The 17,818-nt window shown below is 57.1% G+C and carries 22 protein-coding genes; 6 read left to right on the forward strand and 16 right to left on the reverse strand.

The features are described from left to right. Positions 1-33: 33 nt before the first annotated feature. Genes UB23_RS09710 through UB23_RS09720 form a run of 3 tightly spaced genes read right to left on the reverse strand, consistent with a single transcriptional unit; the run spans position 34 to position 960 of the window. The gene (locus tag UB23_RS09710) at positions 34-252 is read right to left on the reverse strand and encodes a hypothetical protein (RefSeq protein ID WP_232877936.1); all 219 of its coding nucleotides are present in this window, start codon (positions 250-252) and stop codon (positions 34-36) included. Between the two features lie 14 nt (positions 253-266). Continuing rightward, a complete protein-coding gene (locus tag UB23_RS09715; RefSeq protein ID WP_001172026.1) occupies positions 267-602 on the reverse strand; it encodes a helix-turn-helix domain-containing protein in 336 nt (111 codons plus the stop codon). Further along, a complete protein-coding gene (locus tag UB23_RS09720; protein ID WP_042933781.1) occupies positions 583-960 on the reverse strand; it encodes a type II toxin-antitoxin system RelE/ParE family toxin in 378 nt (125 codons plus the stop codon). Before UB23_RS09720 ends, UB23_RS09715 begins: the two co-directional genes overlap by 20 nt. Positions 961-1,151: 191 nt before the next feature. Here UB23_RS09720 and UB23_RS09725 point away from each other — a divergent pair, with 191 nt between their 5' ends. The 3 genes from UB23_RS09725 (at position 1,152) to UB23_RS09735 (ending at position 5,849) form a co-directional block, all read left to right on the forward strand. Next, the gene (locus UB23_RS09725) at positions 1,152-1,754 is read left to right on the forward strand and encodes a recombinase family protein (RefSeq protein WP_010465829.1); all 603 of its coding nucleotides are present in this window, start codon (positions 1,152-1,154) and stop codon (positions 1,752-1,754) included. After that, positions 1,738-4,767: a Tn3 family transposase gene (locus UB23_RS09730; protein ID WP_010799689.1), complete on the forward strand. Its 3,030-nt coding sequence runs from the start codon at positions 1,738-1,740 to the stop codon at positions 4,765-4,767. The genes UB23_RS09725 and UB23_RS09730 overlap by 17 nt, the downstream gene beginning before the upstream one ends. A gap of 236 nt (positions 4,768-5,003) precedes the next feature. Next, positions 5,004-5,849 (forward strand): AraC family transcriptional regulator, encoded by an 846-nt coding sequence (locus UB23_RS09735; protein ID WP_003464995.1) that lies wholly within the window; start codon positions 5,004-5,006, stop codon positions 5,847-5,849. 29 nt (positions 5,850-5,878) lie between these two features. Here UB23_RS09735 and UB23_RS09740 read toward each other — a convergent pair whose 3' ends face one another. Continuing rightward, entirely contained in the window at positions 5,879-6,397 is a 519-nt protein-coding gene (locus UB23_RS09740; protein WP_003464991.1) for a YkgB family protein, read from the reverse strand. Between the two features lie 730 nt (positions 6,398-7,127). On the opposite strand from UB23_RS09740, the gene sdhC reads away from it, so the two are divergent. Further along, on the forward strand, positions 7,128-7,502 hold the full coding sequence (gene sdhC / locus UB23_RS09745; RefSeq protein ID WP_005005993.1) for a succinate dehydrogenase, cytochrome b556 subunit: 375 nt from the start codon (positions 7,128-7,130) through the stop codon (positions 7,500-7,502). Between the two features lie 860 nt (positions 7,503-8,362). On the opposite strand, the gene UB23_RS09750 is transcribed toward sdhC, so the two are convergent. The 5 genes from UB23_RS09750 to UB23_RS09770 form a co-directional block, all read right to left on the reverse strand. Continuing rightward, on the reverse strand, positions 8,363-8,629 hold the full coding sequence (locus tag UB23_RS09750) for a hypothetical protein (protein WP_003464988.1): 267 nt from the start codon (positions 8,627-8,629) through the stop codon (positions 8,363-8,365). A 169-nt stretch (positions 8,630-8,798) separates the two neighbouring features. After that, on the reverse strand, positions 8,799-9,080 hold the full coding sequence (locus tag UB23_RS09755; RefSeq protein ID WP_003464986.1) for a DUF427 domain-containing protein: 282 nt from the start codon (positions 9,078-9,080) through the stop codon (positions 8,799-8,801). Positions 9,081-9,147: 67 nt separating this feature from the next. Then, positions 9,148-9,420, reverse strand: coding sequence for a glutaredoxin 3 (gene grxC / locus UB23_RS09760; protein ID WP_005005995.1), 273 nt, complete (start codon positions 9,418-9,420; stop codon positions 9,148-9,150). Between the two features lie 453 nt (positions 9,421-9,873). Further along, entirely contained in the window at positions 9,874-10,620 is a 747-nt protein-coding gene (locus tag UB23_RS09765; RefSeq protein WP_002118292.1) for a ferredoxin reductase, read from the reverse strand. Further along, positions 10,613-11,260: a sulfite oxidase-like oxidoreductase gene (locus UB23_RS09770; protein ID WP_002118288.1), complete on the reverse strand. Its 648-nt coding sequence runs from the start codon at positions 11,258-11,260 to the stop codon at positions 10,613-10,615. Before UB23_RS09770 ends, UB23_RS09765 begins: the two co-directional genes overlap by 8 nt. Before the next feature lie 422 nt (positions 11,261-11,682). Between UB23_RS09770 and UB23_RS09775 the strand changes: the two genes are divergently transcribed. Next, positions 11,683-12,153 (forward strand): TlpA family protein disulfide reductase, encoded by a 471-nt coding sequence (locus UB23_RS09775; RefSeq protein ID WP_003464979.1) that lies wholly within the window; start codon positions 11,683-11,685, stop codon positions 12,151-12,153. A 325-nt stretch (positions 12,154-12,478) separates the two neighbouring features. Here UB23_RS09775 and UB23_RS09785 read toward each other — a convergent pair whose 3' ends face one another. The 3 genes from UB23_RS09785 to UB23_RS09795 all read right to left on the reverse strand — a co-directional run bounded on the left by UB23_RS09785 (position 12,479) and on the right by UB23_RS09795 (position 14,348). Beyond that, positions 12,479-12,772 (reverse strand): DUF1330 domain-containing protein, encoded by a 294-nt coding sequence (locus tag UB23_RS09785; RefSeq protein WP_010591688.1) that lies wholly within the window; start codon positions 12,770-12,772, stop codon positions 12,479-12,481. Between the two features lie 58 nt (positions 12,773-12,830). Further along, positions 12,831-13,262, reverse strand: a complete 432-nt coding sequence (locus UB23_RS09790; protein ID WP_005006001.1) for a GlcG/HbpS family heme-binding protein — start codon at positions 13,260-13,262, stop codon at positions 12,831-12,833. A gap of 72 nt (positions 13,263-13,334) precedes the next feature. After that, a complete protein-coding gene (locus UB23_RS09795; RefSeq protein ID WP_002118279.1) occupies positions 13,335-14,348 on the reverse strand; it encodes a zinc-binding alcohol dehydrogenase family protein in 1,014 nt (337 codons plus the stop codon). Between the two features lie 75 nt (positions 14,349-14,423). Here UB23_RS09795 and UB23_RS29905 point away from each other — a divergent pair, with 75 nt between their 5' ends. Continuing rightward, a complete protein-coding gene (locus tag UB23_RS29905; protein ID WP_016487060.1) occupies positions 14,424-14,591 on the forward strand; it encodes a hypothetical protein in 168 nt (55 codons plus the stop codon). A gap of 204 nt (positions 14,592-14,795) precedes the next feature. Here UB23_RS29905 and UB23_RS09800 read toward each other — a convergent pair whose 3' ends face one another. The 4 genes from UB23_RS09800 to msrB form a co-directional block, all read right to left on the reverse strand. Next, positions 14,796-15,764: a magnesium and cobalt transport protein CorA gene (locus tag UB23_RS09800; RefSeq protein ID WP_003464971.1), complete on the reverse strand. Its 969-nt coding sequence runs from the start codon at positions 15,762-15,764 to the stop codon at positions 14,796-14,798. After that, positions 15,761-16,465 (reverse strand): glutathione S-transferase N-terminal domain-containing protein, encoded by a 705-nt coding sequence (locus tag UB23_RS09805; protein ID WP_003464969.1) that lies wholly within the window; start codon positions 16,463-16,465, stop codon positions 15,761-15,763. The genes UB23_RS09800 and UB23_RS09805 overlap by 4 nt, the downstream gene beginning before the upstream one ends. Before the next feature lie 140 nt (positions 16,466-16,605). Then, positions 16,606-17,145, reverse strand: a complete 540-nt coding sequence (gene msrA, locus UB23_RS09810) for a peptide-methionine (S)-S-oxide reductase MsrA (RefSeq protein WP_003464967.1) — start codon at positions 17,143-17,145, stop codon at positions 16,606-16,608. Position 17,146: 1 nt separating this feature from the next. Next, positions 17,147-17,590, reverse strand: a complete 444-nt coding sequence (gene msrB, locus UB23_RS09815; protein ID WP_003464965.1) for a peptide-methionine (R)-S-oxide reductase MsrB — start codon at positions 17,588-17,590, stop codon at positions 17,147-17,149. Positions 17,591-17,818: the final 228 nt, after the last annotated feature.

Here is a 17,818-nt window from a genome sequence, read left to right on the forward strand (position 1 = left end):
CTGATCCTGAAGATCCACGGCGAGATCAAATAGCTAAGCCACTCGGCTGCGTGATCCCTCGTTGAACGCGGCCATTGCCAGTTGATGCAGCTTCAACAGGTCGGTGCGCAGTTGCGGAGGTGCGCCGTCTGCGCTGTCATTCAAATCGCCGCGCAGCACGTCCACGGCATCGACTGCACGCAGCAGTGCCGTGGTATCGAAATTCTCGGGAGTCAGTTCGTCCCATTCGTCGTCGGTGATGCGGGCTGCCATCAGGAGAGCTCCGATTAAGCGGTTGCGAGCGTTAGATGCCCGATCGGCTCGGCTGCTGGCCGTACCTTGATTTCGATGTCGTAGCCGAGGCGATTCAGACAATCCATCAGCTTGCGTTCGGATAGATTGGTGAAGTCGCCGCGCATCATGCCCGACACCTTCGGTTGCGGGATGCCCATGCGTTTGGCCGCCGCTTGTTGAGTCAGCCCAAGGGCGCGCATGGCCCTCCTGATCTCGACCACCAGGCCGGTCTTGATCTTGAGCTTTTCAGCGTCAGGCAGTCCAAGGTCGGCAAAGACGTTGCCCGAGCTGCGCTGAACCTCGACGCCTTCAATGATTCGTTTTTGCATTTCGTAGCTCCTGTGCCAATACCTCGGCCACCTTCAGCCGAGCGCGGATGATGTCCATGTCGGCCTTTGGCGTGGCGATTCCGCTCTTGCTCTTCTTCTGGAAGCAGTGCAGGACGAACACCGCTTCCGCAAACTTGACCGTGTATACCGCTCGATAGGTGCCGCCGGCATCGTCTTCGACGACCTCCAGCACGCCGGTACCACCGAACCCCTTGAGCACCTTTGCTGCGTCATCCTGATCGCCTATCTGCGCCAACGAGAGCGCGTAACCGAAACGGCGACGCACGTCGGACGGCAACGCCATCAAATCCTTGTGGCTGCTCGCGATCCATTCGAGCGGTTTTTCTTTGTTTGTCATGACGGAATTTTATACCTGTTCAGGTAATGATGTAAACGCGGCAACCTCAAGGAGGTGTCGTAAAACATTTGTTTTGCGACAGGCTGTCAGCCGCCGCTGTGCTACCTGTGCAACACCCCCTCAAAAATGTACGGAAAACTCTATCGCTATTCACTATTATGCGGAAACCTGTTTTTGATGGTTATCCGCCTATGTTGGTTGGCTACATGCGCGTGTCGTCGGACTCCGACCGCCAGAGCACGGACTTGCAGCGCGACGCGCTGCTCGCCGCCGGCGTCGATCCGCGTCACCTGTTTGAGGATCGTGCCTCTGGCGCGAAGGATGACCGTGCCGGCTTGGCGCGGGCGCTTGAGTTCGTTCGAGCCGGCGATGTGCTGGTGGTGTGGAAACTCGACCGGCTCGGTCGCTCGCTGTCGCACCTGCTCGCCATTGTGACTTCGCTCAAGGACAAGCGGGTGGCGTTCCGCTCGCTGACAGAGAACCTGGACACTACGACGCCCTCGGGCGAATTCCTGTTCCAGGTGTTCGGTGCGCTCGCGCAGTACGAGCGCGCCTTGATTCAGGAGCGCGTCGTCGCGGGCTTGGCCGCCGCACGCAAACGCGGCCGGATCGGCGGCCGGCCGCAGGCGATCACTGGTGAGAAGCTGGACGCCATCGTCGCCGCGCTCGATGGCGGCATGTCTAAGGCGGCGGTGTGCCGCAACTTCAATGTCAAGCGCACTACGTTGATCGAAACATTGACGCGAGCAGGTTGGCGTGGTGCGGGAAGGACGGTCGATGAGCAACAAGAATAAGCTACTCACCGTCTTTTCTGACGCAGAGCAGGAAGCCTTGTACGGCCTACCGGACTTCGACGATGCTCAGCGGCTGGAATACCTGGCGTTGACCGAATCTGAACTGGCGTTCGCCAGCAGCCGGCCTAGCCTGCAGGCCCAAGTCTATTGCGTCTTGCAGATCGGCTACTTCAAGGCCAAGCATGCTTTCTTCCGCTTCGATTGGCATGAGGTCGAGGACGATTGCGCCTTCGTGCTGAGTCGCTATTTCCACGGCGAAGCGTTCGAACGCAAGGCGATCACCAAGCATGAGCACTACAGCCAGAGGGGTCAGATCGCCGAACTGTTCGGCTACCGGTCGTGGGCGGCTAGCTTCCTGCCGCAACTGGCACAGCAGGCTGAACAGATCGTGCGGCGCGACGTAATGCCAGGATTCGTGGCCGCCGAACTGATCGTTTGGCTCAGCGAGCACAAAATCATCCGGCCCGGCCACACCACCTTACAAGAGCTGGTCAGTGAAGCCCTGTCCACCGAACGCAGGCGCTTGGGCGGCTTGCTGGCAGAAGTGTTGGACGAATCGGCCAAAGCTGCGCTGGGCCAGCTCCTGGTGCGTGACGACACCCTGTCTCAACTGGCAGCGCTCAAGCAGGACGCTAAAGATTTCGGCTGGCGTCAGATGGCAGGGGAGCGCGAGAAGCGCGCCACGCTGAAGTCCTTGCACGGGATCGCCAAGGCGCTGCTGCCCAAGCTCGGCATCTCGCAGCAGAACCTGCTGTACTACGCGAGCCTGGCGAACTTCTATACCGTCCATGACCTGCGCCACCTGAAGGCGGAGCAGACCCGGCTCTACCTGCTGTGCTATGCCTGGGTACGTTACCGGCAGCTCACCGACAACCTGGTCGACGCGATGGCCTTCCACATGAAAAAACTTGAGGACGAGAGCCGCACGGGTGCGAAACAGTCCTTTGTCGCCGAACAGCTGCGACGCCATCAGGAAACGCCGCAGGTTGGCCGCCTGCTGTCGCTGTACGTGGACGACAGCGTGGCCGATCCGACGCCGTTCGGCGAGGTGCGCCAACGCGCCTACAAAATCATGTCCAGGGAATTGCTGCAAAACACGGCGCAGCGCATGAGCGTCAAGCCACTGAACAAACTGGCGCTGCACTGGCAGGCGGTGGACGGCCTGGCCGAACGCATTCGACGCCATCTACGGCCGCTGTACGTCGCGCTCGACTTCGCCGGCACGGCCCCCGATAACCCATGGCTCGCGGCGCTGACTTGGGCCAAGAGCGTGTTCGCCAAGCAGCAGCGCCTATCACAACGGCCACTCGACGAATGTCCGGCGGCAACGCTGCCGAAACGCTTGCGTCCGTACCTGCTGATGTTCGATGCCGAAGGCACGCCGACAGGCCTGCATGCCGATCGTTACGAATTCTGGCTTTACCGTCAGGTCAGGAAACGCTTCCAGGCGGGCGAGCTCTACATTGACGACAGCTTGCAGCACCGGCATTTGTCCGACGAGTTGGTTTCGATGGACGAGAAAGCCGCCGTGCTCGCGCAGATGGACATCCCCTTCCTGCGGCAGCCGGTCAGTGCCCAGCTCGATGCACTGGCGGCCGAGTTGCGTGCGCAATGGGTGGCGTTCAATCGCGAGCTGAAACAGGGCAAGCTGACGCACCTGGAATACGACAAGGACACGCAGAGACTGACCTGGCGCAAGCCCAAGGGGGAGAACCAGAAGGCGCGCGAGCAAGCTCTCTACGAGCAACTGCCATACTGCGATGTCGCCGACGTGTTTCGCTTCGTCAACGGCCAGTGCCAGTTCCTGTCGGCGCTGACACCATTGCAGCCACGCTATGCGAAGAAGGTAGCCGACGCCGACAGTCTGATGGCGGTGATCATTGCCCAAGCCATGAACCACGGCAACCAGGTTATGGCACGTACCAGCGACATCCCGTACCACGTCCTGGAGAGTACCTACCAGCAGTACCTGCGCCAGGCGACGCTACATGTGGCCAACGATTGCATCAGCAACGCCATCGCCGCACTGCCGATCTTCCCGCATTACTCGTTCGACCTCGATTCGTTGTACGGTGCCGTTGATGGGCAGAAATTCGGCGTCGAGCGACCAACTGTGAAGGCGCGCTACTCGCGCAAATATTTCGGCCGCGGCAAGGGCGTCGTCGCCTACACGCTGCTGTGCAATCACGTGCCGTTGAACGGCTACCTGATAGGCGCACACGAGTACGAGGCTCACCACGTGTTCGACATCTGGTACCGCAACACGTCGGACATCGTGCCGAGCGCGATCACCGGCGACATGCACAGCATCAACAAGGCCAACTTCGCCATCCTGCACTGGTTCGGACTTCGTTTCGAGCCGCGCTTCACCGACCTCGACGACCAGTTGCAGGAGCTGTATTGCGCCGATGATCTGGCATTGTACGAGAAATGCCTGATCCGGCCGGCTGGCCAGATCGACCGGCAACTCATCGTCGGTGAGAAGGCGAACATCGACCGAATCGTCGCCACACTGGGCCTGAAGGAAATGACGCAGGGCACGCTGATCCGCAAGCTGTGCACCTATACGGCGCCGAACCCGACGCGGCGCGCAATCTTCGAGTTCGACAAGCTCATCCGCAGTATCTACACACTGCGCTACCTGCGCGACCCGCAACTGGAGCGTAATGTTCACCGCTCGCAGAACCGCATTGAGTCCTATCACCAGCTACGCTCGACCATCGCCCAAGTCGGTGGGAAGAAGGAATTGACCGGCCGCACCGACATCGAAATCGAGATCAGCAACCAGTGCGCCAGGCTGATCGGCAACGCGATCATCTTCTACAACTCGGCGATCCTGTCCCTGCTGCTGACGAAGTACGAGGCAGCTGGCAATGCCAAGGCGCTGGCGTTGATCACGCAGATGTCGCCAGCGGCCTGGCGGCACATCCTGCTGAACGGGCATTACACCTTCCAGACTGACGGCAAGTTCATCGACCTGGATGCGCTCGTGGCGGGACTGGAGCTGGGCTGACGGAAATTTCTGGGATTCCGGCGTACAACCCCGTAAAATAGAAGAGTGAGCACTTGATTTGCTGGTGCTTTCAAACAACGGTGTTGTTTTTTTAACAGCCGAACTGGAAAGGGAGGCTGAGCTGCTCAGTGATCACTTTATCCGTTGGCTGATTTACGCCGGCATGTTCGCTACAGGCACTGAACGACAACGCAGATGGTATGGTCTGTGCGTTCTGACTCGTCAAGGATCGGCCAATGGATCGTTTGTCTAATTTGCTCTCGCGGTTCGGCGTGCGGGCCAATCTGTTCTATGACGGCGACCTATGCGGCTCTGCATCTTACGATGGCGCCGAGCGGCGAGGTTATATCCATCTGCTTCAGGCCGGCAGCGTGACGTTGCTTGGTCCCGATCGCAAGGATTTGCAGCTCACTCGCCCTAGCTTGATTTTTATGCCACGCCCCGCCAAGCATCAATTGTTTGCGGGTGAGTCCGATGGCGCAAAGTTGTTGTGTGCTTCCATGGAGTTTGAGGGCGGAATTGATAATCCTTTGTCGGCTTCATTACCGGACTGTTTGGTGCTCGCACTCGATGATCTGCCCATGCTGGCAGACACGTTGGAGTGGATGTTTGCCGAGGCGGCAAATGTGCATTGTGGAAGGGAAGCCGCGCTTGAGCGCTTATTTGAGCTCCTAATCATTCTGTTGCTCCGTTACCTGCTCGATCATCACCAGTTGCGCACCGGAATGATGGCTGGACTGGCCGACATGCGGCTTGCCCGATCGCTTTTACAGATGCACAACTCCCCGGAACATGCCTGGTCAATAGCAGAGCTGGCCAGTGAGTCAAATATGTCACGCGCTGCGTATGCCGTGCATTTCAAGAGTGTCATCGGACAGACGCCTGCTGATTATTTGTTGAGTTGGCGAGTTAGCCTGGCTCAGAAGCTGATGCGAGAAGGGCGCTCGATTACGCTGATTGCAGCTCAAGTCGGCTACGAAAGTCCTTCGGCGCTGTCTCGCGCATTTAGACGCAAGACGGGGTTGAGCCCTCGTGACTGGTTGAAAGATCTGGCGGGGGAAAATGATGGCAAAAAGGCCTAAGGCATTACTGCCTTAAGCCATTGAAAAAATTATGCATTAATTTTACGTTTTTCCAGTTCAACCAGCGAATGGCCTGCCACAAATATCGAAACAGCAAGCAACCCTAAGTCTTTAAGCAGAAACTGACCTGGCGCAACGGAAATCGCCGGAAACCCTAAACTAGGCTCAATGACGCCCGGAGTGGAAAACATAAAGCTAAGGGTTGTGAAGAACAGGCCTGCAGACAGAGCGCCTCCTACCACGGATAGTTTGGGCGACAGCATGCGGCCTGCGATCAGAGTGCCGATCGAAATCTCTAGTATGCCGAGCAGGCTGGAGAACATGTCGACCGAAAAAATGCTATACACCCATCCCAAAAGCGGGCTGTTGCTCACCAGTGGAACCAGGCCCTCGGCCTCGTAGTGGGTAAATTTCATGCCGCCGAACCAGAAGTAAATAATAGCGAGAGCCAAGTACGCGCCATAGATACCTAGCCCCATAGTTTTGGTTCCAAGCGTTAAGTGGGCCTGTACGCTGGACTTCGAGTTTTCAATGCCTATGGTTTTCATGTCTGAGCTTCCAGTAGTGAGTGAGAGTGTGTTGGCTGCCGAACGCCGTATGCGTTGGCGATGAGATGATTATGGCTGGCATCTCTAATCAAGAGGCATCAGAAAGTATTGATTTCAGTGCAGATCGTCTTGGGCGGTGCAATTCGCGATGAAGGGATCGCCGTGGAGAGCGATGAGTGCACTATTTCGATAAAGGAGTCGTTTTACATAGGTCGATGAAGCGCGTTGCGGCATCGCCTACTGTCATTTCTCAAATCTGACTATGGGGCTTGGGGCGAAGGGCGGCACTGACTAGGCTTAGAACAGCTACCAACTAGCCGCGCGGCCGCGATGCACAAAGAATGGTAACTGAGCCGTGAGTGCGGTGGGCGCCCGCATTTATTTCCAAACCCTACAGATACATCGATCTTCGACTTCAACCGGGCAGATAGCTGTTGCAGCAAGCCTATCAATCGACTTTGACGTGTTAAAGAGGATAGGTTTTCCAGGGTTGGGGAACAGCATGCCCTGCAGAACGACACACGTCACTTTTGTTAAATTAATAAGCTAGCTACCTATTGGGCATAACCTTGCAATTTGCTTCAATTTACGCACATGCACCTGCGACCTCAAAATGCAACGTAAGCCCCGAATATCTCCATTATTGTCGCCGCCAGCCTTAGTTACAGCTGCTATGATGAATGAGATCGAAAACTGAAATCCCCCACTAGAATTGTTGACTGGAGTCAAAATGAATAAAAAGCGGCCGGTTAATCTTGATATTCGAACCATTCAGCTTCCTCTCACGGCGCTTACATCGATTCTGCACCGGATTTCAGGAATTATGCTCTTTATTTTTCTGGGACTGATACTGTATATGCTGAGCAAATCGTTGGAGTCAGAAAAGGGTTTTAATGAAGTCAAGGAGATTTTTTCTTCACCTTTCGGCAAAGTTAGTTTCTGGTTGGTATACTCTTCATTTATTTATCATCTCGTAGCCGGAATTCGACACCTAGTTATGGATGTGGGTGTTGGTCATACTTTGAAAGGCAGCAATCGCGCCTCTACTATTGTTTTAGTAGTGTCGGGTGTTTTAATGGTTGCTGGCGCCGTATGGATTTGGTAGCTGTGGAGTCGTAATGCGTATTTACAAGGACTAAAAGCGTCCTTTAAAGCTAACTTACGAAAGTATTTATAATCGACGGTTCACGCTTAAACGGTTGAATCCTTTCGGGCTTCCGAATAGCTGTTAGCTGAAAGCTATCATGAGCTAAGTTTTCTGTGCATCATCAAATGTGTTAATGGGAGCGCCATAGTACTAGGTACAAATATGGCTCTAGGACAATGTTAGATGTTTTGGATTTTGAGGCGGATCGCTCTTATCGAAGATCGTCTAATTCGCTCTGAAGCGCAGGTTTTTTGAAACTATCACCTGGTTGGCACACTGTGCGAATCAACATCAGATATGAGAAAGCCAATCAGGTGAACACTACCCTCGAGGGCTCATCTGTCCAGTTAAAGCCTCGAGTCTTTCTGGGTGCGCAAAAGACAAGAAGGTTATATGGGAAAATTATGAGGCCTGGATACCATGCGTCATGGGCGTGCCGATGCTGTGAGTGACAGAGCGAGAAGCAAGTGAAAGTCCCTGAAGTAGGGGCGGGATGCGCCCGAGTGGCATTTTTTGTCTTAAGGTAGATCGCGTAGCTGTTCTTCAGAATAATCTTCAGAGCGTTGACGACAGCCATCGCTGTGCATTCCTCAAGAATAGAATGTGTCGGAAGGGTGGCGTCATTGGTGTTAGTCATCGCTTAGGATTTCTCAATCTGGCTTACACGGGCGCCTGTACCGATATCCCCGCGGATGGCGACGTATCGATGTTGAATTCCTCGCCAGACGAAGTGCAATGAGCTGCGGCTATAGGCTTGCGCAGCCTTAGATAGCCGGCCGTCGCAGGCGCGCCGGTTGGCCGGGATCTTCTTCTGCCCGTCAGGTGTCCGGTCGGAACTCCAGCACGAACGCTACGACCTTTTCGGCGGACATTTCGCACGGCTTCAACAATGTCCTATCTGATGTAACGCGGAAGAGGTTGAAGCTGACAATGTCAGTCCCGTCCAACTCCCTGGCGAACAGACTGTTGCGACGTCCGTCCCCAGATCGCCGGACGATCAAGCTGAAACGCCGGCCTTCATAAGTCCCTTCTCTGTATCCCTCCGCAAGCTTCGCGAAAGCGGCATCGAACTCGGAATGCTCCATGTCATCCATCCTTATTGATAGAACAGAGGCGCGGCGGGTGCGAGACCGCCAGTGCCGGGTCGCGCTAAGGTGCCGGGCAGATTCCTGCAGCCGACGAGGCCCGGGGTGGGCAGGATAATTGAGATGTCGGCGCCCGCATGGCTATCAGCGAAGTCGTCCGTCCAGTCTGCTAGGCAACGTCCACGCCTTTCCAGAAAGCGATGTAATCCCGGATACCCTCGGCATCCGGAGTGGGGGCGGGATAGGTCCAAGCGGCGTTCACGTTGAGCGCGTCACCCGCGCGAACATGAAAGAAGCGCGCGGCGCCTTTGATCGGACAGACAGATGTGTGCGGGCTCATCTCAAGCAGGCTCAGGTCGACTCCTGACGGTGGGAAGTAGTGATTTCCCTCGACGATGACTGTTTCGTCGCTTGTGGCGATAGTAGTGTCTTTCCAGATGGCTGAGACCAACGGACTCTCCTTTTGTATTCATCAACCGGCGAAGGCTCGCGGGCTGGCTGCCCCAAGCCGCACCTCCTCAGGTGGCAGGCGGGTTGCGCCCGAGAAGTTTGTCGAGCTCGCCTCTGACATCGAGCGCGAATAGCTCATCGGAGCCACCGATAAGGGTGCCATTGATGAAGATCTGCGGCACGGAGCTTCGCCCCGACGCTTCCGCCATGGCCTGCCGGTGAGCCGGATCCGCCTCAATATCGAGCTCCTTCCATCGCACGCCCTTTTCCTTGAGGAGCGCCTTCGCTCGGCGGCAGAACGGGCACCAATTCGTGGTGTACAGCAATACATCAGTTGTCATATTGCATCTCCGGCAGTTGCACGCGGATCGCTGTCATGGCGTTGATCTCCAATTCGCGGCGTTCAAAGATGGCGACTGCACCTTGGCCGACATCGGAGCAGATGCTGACGATTGGCCGCTATCCAGGCGACATGGCCCAAAGTGCTTTCACCGCCAGGCAGAGGCCGCACGCGCCTCCTGTAGCGCCGAGCCGATGCTCTAAGGTAACCGAGCCTCGATTGGGACGGAAGCGGTCCCGCTCGAATCGCCCATCATGCTGGTCGAGCATATCAGGACGACGGATAGTGCAGGAACTTTCAAATTGAGCTTGATGTCGAGCCAGGTATCGCGAGCGAAGGCGTTCTAGAGGCCGGGGGGTACGAAGACTGTGTTCGGCAAAACGGTTCACGTTGATCGCCAAAGCTTCCCAGGGCGCACGTCTACGATCGGCGCGACGTGAGATAGCTCGCGCCGCTAGCCCCCGTAGCGCTCCGTCTTGATGATGGAGGCGTCCAAGCCCGCCAGCAGCGCGCTATCGGTTGCGATGTTGACGAATCCGTTAGACCCGCAGACGAACACTTGCGTCGGCTTTCCCTGAAGCCTGGTTAGAATTTCTTGGACCATCATGCCGTCGATCCGTCGCGCAAAGTCCGATGCGCGAACCGGTTTCTCGCGCGTAATCGCGAGCGCCAGGACGAACGCCGGATCGCTGATTTCGATGCAATGAAGTTCTTCTGAGAAGAGAACGTCCTCGGCGGTTCGTGCGGACAGGAGCAACGCTGTCGGAACGGCTTGGGCCAATGCGCGGCGCTGCCGGATCATTGCCATCAACGGCACGAGGCCGGAGCCTCCCCCGATCAACAGAACCGGATCTATGGCAGGCTCAGGCCAAAGGAAATGGCCACCGAGCGGACCGCGAACTTCGATTTCGTCACCAATCGCCGCGATGTCGTGAAAAAACGGCGAAACTTCGGCATCCGGCATGCGCTCGATAGCTATCTCGACGATCGGGGTCGAAACTGCCGATGACGCGATCGAGTAGCTGCGCATTGCACTGTAGCCGTCGGGCGCGGTCAGCCGGATATCGACGTGCTGACCTGCGGTGTGCGCGAACGGCTTGCTCAACCGAAGGAAGAAGCTCTTGATACTCGGTGTTTGCTGGATGATGTCGTCGATCACGCATGATTGCCACGAACGGACTTGCGCTTCGTTTTCAGTCATGGGTGTATCGTTGTTCGCGCCACGGATCGCCGTAGATGTGATAGCCGTGCAGCTCCCAAAAGCCGGCCTCGTCACGCGTCGTGAATTGCAGCGCATTCACCCATTTGGCGGATTTCCAGAAGTAAAGGTGCGGCACTAGAAGACGCGCCGGCCCCCCATGATCGCGGGAAAGTGGCTTGCCCGCATAACTGAGGGCGACCATCGCTTTCCCGGAAAGCAGATCCGTCAGAGGGACGTTTGTCGAATAATTATCGTAGCAGTGCGCCAAGACGAAATCGGTAGGCCGATCAAGCTCTGCATCTGCAAGGATGTCTTCAATGAGTACACCCTCCCAAACGGTATCCAGTTTGGACCAAGAGGTGACGCAGTGAATATCCTTTGTCACCTGGGTCTTTGGTAGAGTGTTGAATTCGCCCCAATTCCACGTTTTGACGGGCTTCGGACCAATTTTGACTGTGAATTTCCAGTCGGAGGGCTCTACCCTCGGCGTAGGGCCGGCCGACAGAACAGGGAAATCCTCCACCAGATGCTGACCTGGCGGAATCCGATCGGACTGGTCGCCTGAACCGCGACCGGTGAAACCTCTGGTGACCATAGTGACCCCTCTTGCTCGATACGGCAGACCGAAGCCGGCCTTCATTTCAGTACTCTGCGTAAAGCATTTGCCCGCACATCCGCCGAATAAGCCAATCGACTAAAAATCAGATACAGATGCTCTATCATCGTAAAAAATCGCGTATCGAACATAGCGTCAGGCCAGCATGATTCCCAATACCCAATGGCTATAGGGTAGATAACCCCAAGGCTGCGTACGCTGATCTGCGGTATGCGGAGCGGAAGTTGCAGGTTCGCTCTCAAACGGATGGGCAGCGTGCAAAGCTCAAGGCTCACCAGCGCATGGTTGCCCAGTTCGCGCTCGCCGGCAGCTTGAGTATATTAAGGACGAAATGTCGATCTGATCTATTCTGGCTTCAGGAAATAGGGAAAATAAGGTCGGACGTTCGCGCACCGTCGCGACGCGCGATCATCCACTAAGCTTCTGTATCGGGGTTGGAGGATCAGATGAACGAGATCGAACGACAAGCGCCTGAGCTGCGGGTGCAAAAATGGATTGGCAAAGATGGGGAAAGTATCGCGCCGTTCAAACTGTCAGATATCGGGCCCGGCCCGAAAATCTTGTTTGCCTTCCAGCATTGGTGCCAAGGTTGCCATTTGCATGGGTTTCCGACGCTACAAAAGTTGCATGCAGCGTTGAGCTCAAAAGACGTGGGGTTCGCAGTGATCCAGACCGTCTTCGAAGGAACGCATGAGAATACCTTCGAGAAGTTGCGCGTGAACCAGCTCAAGTATGAGCTTCCTATCGTTTTCGGTCACGACGAGCAACCGACCGGCTCGCCGTTTCCAACCTTCATGGAAGACTACCGCACACGAGGAACTCCGTGGTTTACGGTTATCGACGCTGGCGGTAGCATTGTTTTCTCGGACTTCCATCTCGACGCGGAGCGACTAGTGAAGCAACTTGAGCAAGGTTAATCGTTGGAAGGTGGGCAATCATCCTGATTGCCACCCATCCCCTGATGCCCACTACAGGCGTTGCGCGCTGTAACTCTGTTGATCAGCGTGCGAAAACCCGGATCCGGATAGGAGGAGCGTCAACGATTGAATCAATCCGCTGGGAGAGGGCGGCTCCGCTCCGTCAGCTCGGCAATAGATAACCCATTCTCGCCGAGCAACTCTCTGATCCGATCGACGATATGAGCCCCTAGCGCCGCTGTCTTGGTCCCCCCCACAGATTCCCAAGATGCGAGTTCACACGCCGATACCTCGTGGTCAGCGCCGAAGTGCTTCTGTCGGTATGTCACCGCCGCCCTTCAATGATAAAGGCGCGGTAACGGGAACCGGCAAAGCGTTGAGCAGCGATGGTTTGGTAGGCGGGACTGTCATACCAGTCGCGAGCGGCCTGCATCGTCGGGAAACGCAAGATTACGGCCCCTTCGATGGGCGGCCCCTCCAAATGCTGGATCGCGCCATAAGCGGCGAGAAAGGTAACGTCGTGACCATCGAACGATGGTCCGACGCCTGCAGAATAGGTTGCGAGTGCATGTGGGTCGCTGGTTTCTTCCCGCGTAAAGACGACGAACGCTTCCATCATTAGGCCTCTCAAAGGTTGGATCTGTTGGCCATTACCACCGGTGATGGCCTCACAGTCGTCAGGCTGGCAACTGGAACCCGATTTTCATGAGTGCCTCGACGCACGCATCCTGATCCTGCTGATAGTTGCCTCCGGAGATGCCTATGCCGCCGATCAACTTCCCATCCTCCAGAATCGGATAACCGCCGCCGACAGCGACCATCCGAGGGCGATAGGCTAGCGGCGCCACTTTTGGATCGTTGGTCACATAGTCGTTCCAGACATGGGTCGGGAACCCAAACGAGGCGGAACTCCAGGCCTTGTCGATGGCAACATCGACGGTAAGGAACGGCGCATCGTCGGTGCGCTCGAACGCGCGCAGGTTACCGGTGGCGTCGACGACGGCGACGGCAGCCGGGATGCCGATGGCACGGGCCGCAGCGAGCGCCGCGTCGATGAGGGCGACTGCGGTTTCGCGGTTGATCGAGGCGGTGGCAATAGATTTGGTCATGGGATTCTCATCGCTGGGGCATAACCCGTTCGGCTTTTTGAGGTTGGACAAGATGTTTGGCGATCGCGGTCGTTAGAAGCCTTCGAGGACGATCTTGCCTTTAGCCGCGCCACTTTCGATCAGTGCATGCACCGTCTTCAGATTGGCGGCATTGATCGGCGACAGTCGCCGGGTCAGCGTCGTGCGGATTTTGCCGTCGTCAACCAGCGCTGCCATCGCATCCAGAATCTCGCCCTGCTCATTCATGTCGGGCGTGCCGTAGATCGACCGCGTGAACATCAGCTCGTGGTGGATCGACACCGCCTTGCGCTTGAAAACCATGATATCGAATGCCTTGGGATCGTCGATCAGTCCGAACCGTCCTTGTGGGGCGATCAGTTCGGCGATGTCGGCGACATGTTGCTCGGTATGTGTGGTCGAAAAGACGAAAGCGGGAGCACCGATGCCGAGTTCGGCGATCTGTGGCGCGAGCGGACGAGAATGGTCGATGACGTGGTGAGCTCCAAGCCCTCTTACCCACTCTTGGGTTTCCGGTCGAGAGGCTGTGGCGATGACGGTGAGGTCCGTGCGCTGTCGCGCGATCTGGACGGCGATCGACCCAACCCCGCCCGCGCCACCGATGATGAGGATCGCCTCCGCCGCACCGGGTACGGGCTTCGCCACGTCCAGGCGGTCGAACATCGCCTCCCAGGCCGTCAACGTCGTCAGCGGCAGCGCCGCCGCTTCCGCCCAGGAGAGCGACGCAGGTTTGTGACCGACAATCCGGGCGTCGACGAGATGGAACTCCGCATTGGTACCGGGCCGTGTGATCGATCCGGCATAATAGACCTCGTCGCCTAACTCGAACTGCGTGACGTCGGGGCCGACCTCGCGCACAATCCCGGCGGCATCCCATCCCAGCACCTTCCAATCGCCATCTGCCGGCGGCGTGCTGTTGCGGACCTTGTAGTCGACCGGGTTGACCGAGACGGCCTTCACCTCAACCAGGATATCGTATCCTGCAGCGACAGGCCGAGGCAGATTGATGTCGACCAGCGCGGCATCCGCGGCGATGGGTCCCGGAACCTTGTAACCAATGGCTTTCATAAATGTCTCCAGCTTGCTTGATCGGATGACGCGAATGCTCGTTAGTCAACTTCTTCTACATTGAGGTCCCGACTCTTGAACTGGGTCGCGGTAGCAGATTTCATCGAACACGTCGATCAACAGGCCCTTATGCTCGGTCGCCGGATCGGTGATCGCGTAGAGGGTGGAGGCGTTATCGCCATCATCACCGCTTCCGAGGCGAAACGCCGCGTCGACGCAGATGCCGCACGGACCGATGGTTGATCCTGGCTCGAGATCGACGAGATTGCTGTCCTTGACGCGCTATTCGCGGTCTTAGCCCTTGGCGATGAAGGACTGAACTGCTTGTAGAGCGTCGGTCAGCTGCTATGTCATGGACGCACCTTCATCTTGAGTTGGATTGGACAAGCTTCCGTATAAGGCCCGCTGTAACCGTCAGATGACGGCGAAGAAAACGATGGGCAGTATTCACAGCCACTTAGCCTTCTTGAAGCGCACAAATAGGAAAACGCACGATATCGCTATCACTCCGAGCACGACAAAGTATCCGTAGGCCGTGTCCAGCTCCGGCATGTGCTTAAAGTTCATGCCGTATATTCCAGCGATCGCCGTCGGGACTGCCAGTATTGCCGCCCAAGCCGCCAGCTGGCGGGTGATCACCCCCGTCCTTTGCGCTTCAAGAAGGCTGCTGGCCTCAAAGACCGTGGACAGGACAAGCAGGAGGCCGTCGACCATGGACTGCACGCGGTGGACATGGTCCGCGACGTCGTGGAAATATGGTGTCATTTCGGCGCTGATGCAGGGAAAGTGGCCGCGAACGAGCTTTCGCACCAGCTCGGCCATAGCCCCGAGCGTGCGCTGGAACCGCGTGAGTTCGGACCTTAGTTCGAAGATTCGCGCCACCTCTTCTGGCCCGAGGAAATCGTGCAGCGACCGTCGCTCCATCGCCAGGACGTCGTCCTCGATCATTTCGAAGATGGGCAGATACTGGTCGACCACGCGATGCAAGATCGCGTGCAGCACATAGTCGACACCCTTGCCGAACTGCGTCGGCGATGCCTCGAGTTGCTCCCGAAGTTTGCCCAGCGCTCCGGCATTGCCGTGCCGCACGGTGATAAGGTGATTGTGACCGGTGAAGATCGCCATCTTGCCGTAGCTGATCCGGTCGCCGACCAGCTCGGCGGTCTGCGCGACGACGTACAACTCATCGTTGTAGACCTCGAGCTTGGGCGGGCACAGCGGGTGCATCGCGTTGTCGATCGCCAACGGATGAAGATTATATGTCCTTTGGATCGCGAGTAGTTCCTCGGGGGTGGGTTCGCTAAGCGCGATCCAGCAGAAGCCCGAGCGACTCTCGCCCAACTTGACGTGCTCATCGAGCGCGATTTCGCGAACTCGCTTGCCTTCGTTGTAATAATAGGCGGCGATGATGCTCATGCTGGCCTCGCGGGAATGTGGAGGCCACGCTGGACGGCCGGTCGAGCCAGCCCGCGTCCAAGCCATGCGCGGACGTTCGAAAAGCTGCTGAGGCCAAGGATGTCACCCGCAGCGTAGAATTCCACCAGCGCATTCACCCAGCCGAGCGTCGCGATGTCCGCGATCGAATAGTCGTCGACGATCCAGTCGCGGCCTTCCAGCCGGCGATCCAGAATCCCCAGCAGACGCGTGGATTCGTCGATAAAGCGCTGTTGCGGCCGCTTGTCCTCATAGTCCTTGCCGCCAAATCGCAGGAAGAAGCCGAGCTGACCGAACATCGGCCCGATGGCCGACATCTGAAAGAACACCCACGCTAGGGTCTCGTAACGCTGGCCTGGTTCGGTGGAGATGAACTGACCCGTCTTGTCGGCCAGATAGAGGAGGATCGCACCGGATTCCCATAAGGCGATGGGTCTACCGTCAGGGCCAGCCGGATCGATGATCGCCGGTATGCGTCCGTTCGGGTTCAGCGACACGAACGCCGGATCCTTCGACTCGTTGTTCGAGATGTCGATCAGGTGGGGCTCGTACGCCAGGCCAGTCTCCTCAAGCATGATCGAGACCTTGACGCCATTGGGCGTAGGGGCTGCGTAGAGTTGCAGGCGATCGGGATGAGATGCCGGCCAGCGCTGCGTGATCGGAAAGGACGAGAGGTCTGGCATAAATCTGCGATCCTGGTGTTGCGATGGCGACTGACTGGAACGAGCCGTCACTCTGAAGTAGGGTTCGATGACCGCGTCGCTGAACGACGCGGTCACGAAGATTGCGGACCGGATCGGCGCAGTGGCAACGGCAGTGAAGCCTATTCCGCCGCGGTCCCGGCCGCTGGCTGTACGTCGTCAACCTTTTGGCGCTTCGGAAGCACCCAGCCGGGACGGACGAAGTGGCAGGTGTAGCCGCCCGGGCGCTTCTCCAGATAATCCTGGTGATCGGGCTCGGCCTCCCAGAACTCGCCGACCGGCTGGACCTCGGTCACCACTTTGCCATCCCACAGCCCCGAGGCATCCACATCGGCGATCGTATCCTCGGCGACGCGCTTCTGCTCCTCGTCGACATAATAGATGCCCGACCGGTAGGAGAGCCCACGATCATTGCCCTGGCGGTTCAGCGTCGTCGGATCGTGGATCTGGAAGAAGAATTCCAGGATGTTCCGGTAGCTCGTCACTGTCGGGTCGAAGACAATCTCGATCCCCTCGGCATGCGTGCCGTGATTACGATACGTGGCGTTCGGAATATCGCCGCCCGTGTAACCCACACGGGTCGAGATGATGCCGGGCCGCTTGCGGATCAGATCCTGCATGCCCCAGAAACATCCTCCTGCGAGAACAGCGCGCTGATGCATGTTAAGCCTCCTCTACTTGATCGAGATATTCACCGTATCCCTCGGACTCCATCTCGTCGCGCGGGATGAAGCGAAGGGACGCTGAGTTGATGCAGTACCGCAGACCGCCGCGGTCGGAAGGACCATCGGGGAACACATGGCCGAGATGACTGTCTGCGTGTACTGACCTGACCTCCGTCCGGACCATGCCGTGTGCGCTGTCCCGCACCTCGTTCACGTTTGCCGAAACGATCGGCTTGGTGAAGCTGGGCCAGCCAGTACCCGAATCGAACTTGTCCGTCGAAGCGAACAGTGGCTCTCCCGACACTATGTCGACGTAGATGCCAGGCTCCTTGTTGTCGTTGTACTCGCCCGTGAAGGGCCTTTCGGTGCCCGCCTCCTGGGTAATTCGGTGTTGCTCGGGAGTCAGGTGGTCGATTGCTGTCTGTGACTTTTCAAACTTCATTACAGTCTCCAATACTTATCTAGAGGGCCAGGCACGCTACCGCTAATTTTTTATGTCTCCTGATTTGCTCCTACAATGGTAGTGGGATGGCAAACGAGGTTTTACTAAGTGTTGGAAAATTAGAGATTTAAATTTCGCGTCTATTAGTTCTAGCGCAACTGAGTGGTTAAGCAAGTACGTAATCAGTAAATATTAAAAAAATAACACAAAAGCACGATTATATAATAC

The organism is Pseudomonas sp. ES3-33 (genome assembly GCF_000952175.1).
Taxonomy (GTDB): domain Bacteria; phylum Pseudomonadota; class Gammaproteobacteria; order Pseudomonadales; family Pseudomonadaceae; genus Aquipseudomonas; species Aquipseudomonas gregormendelii.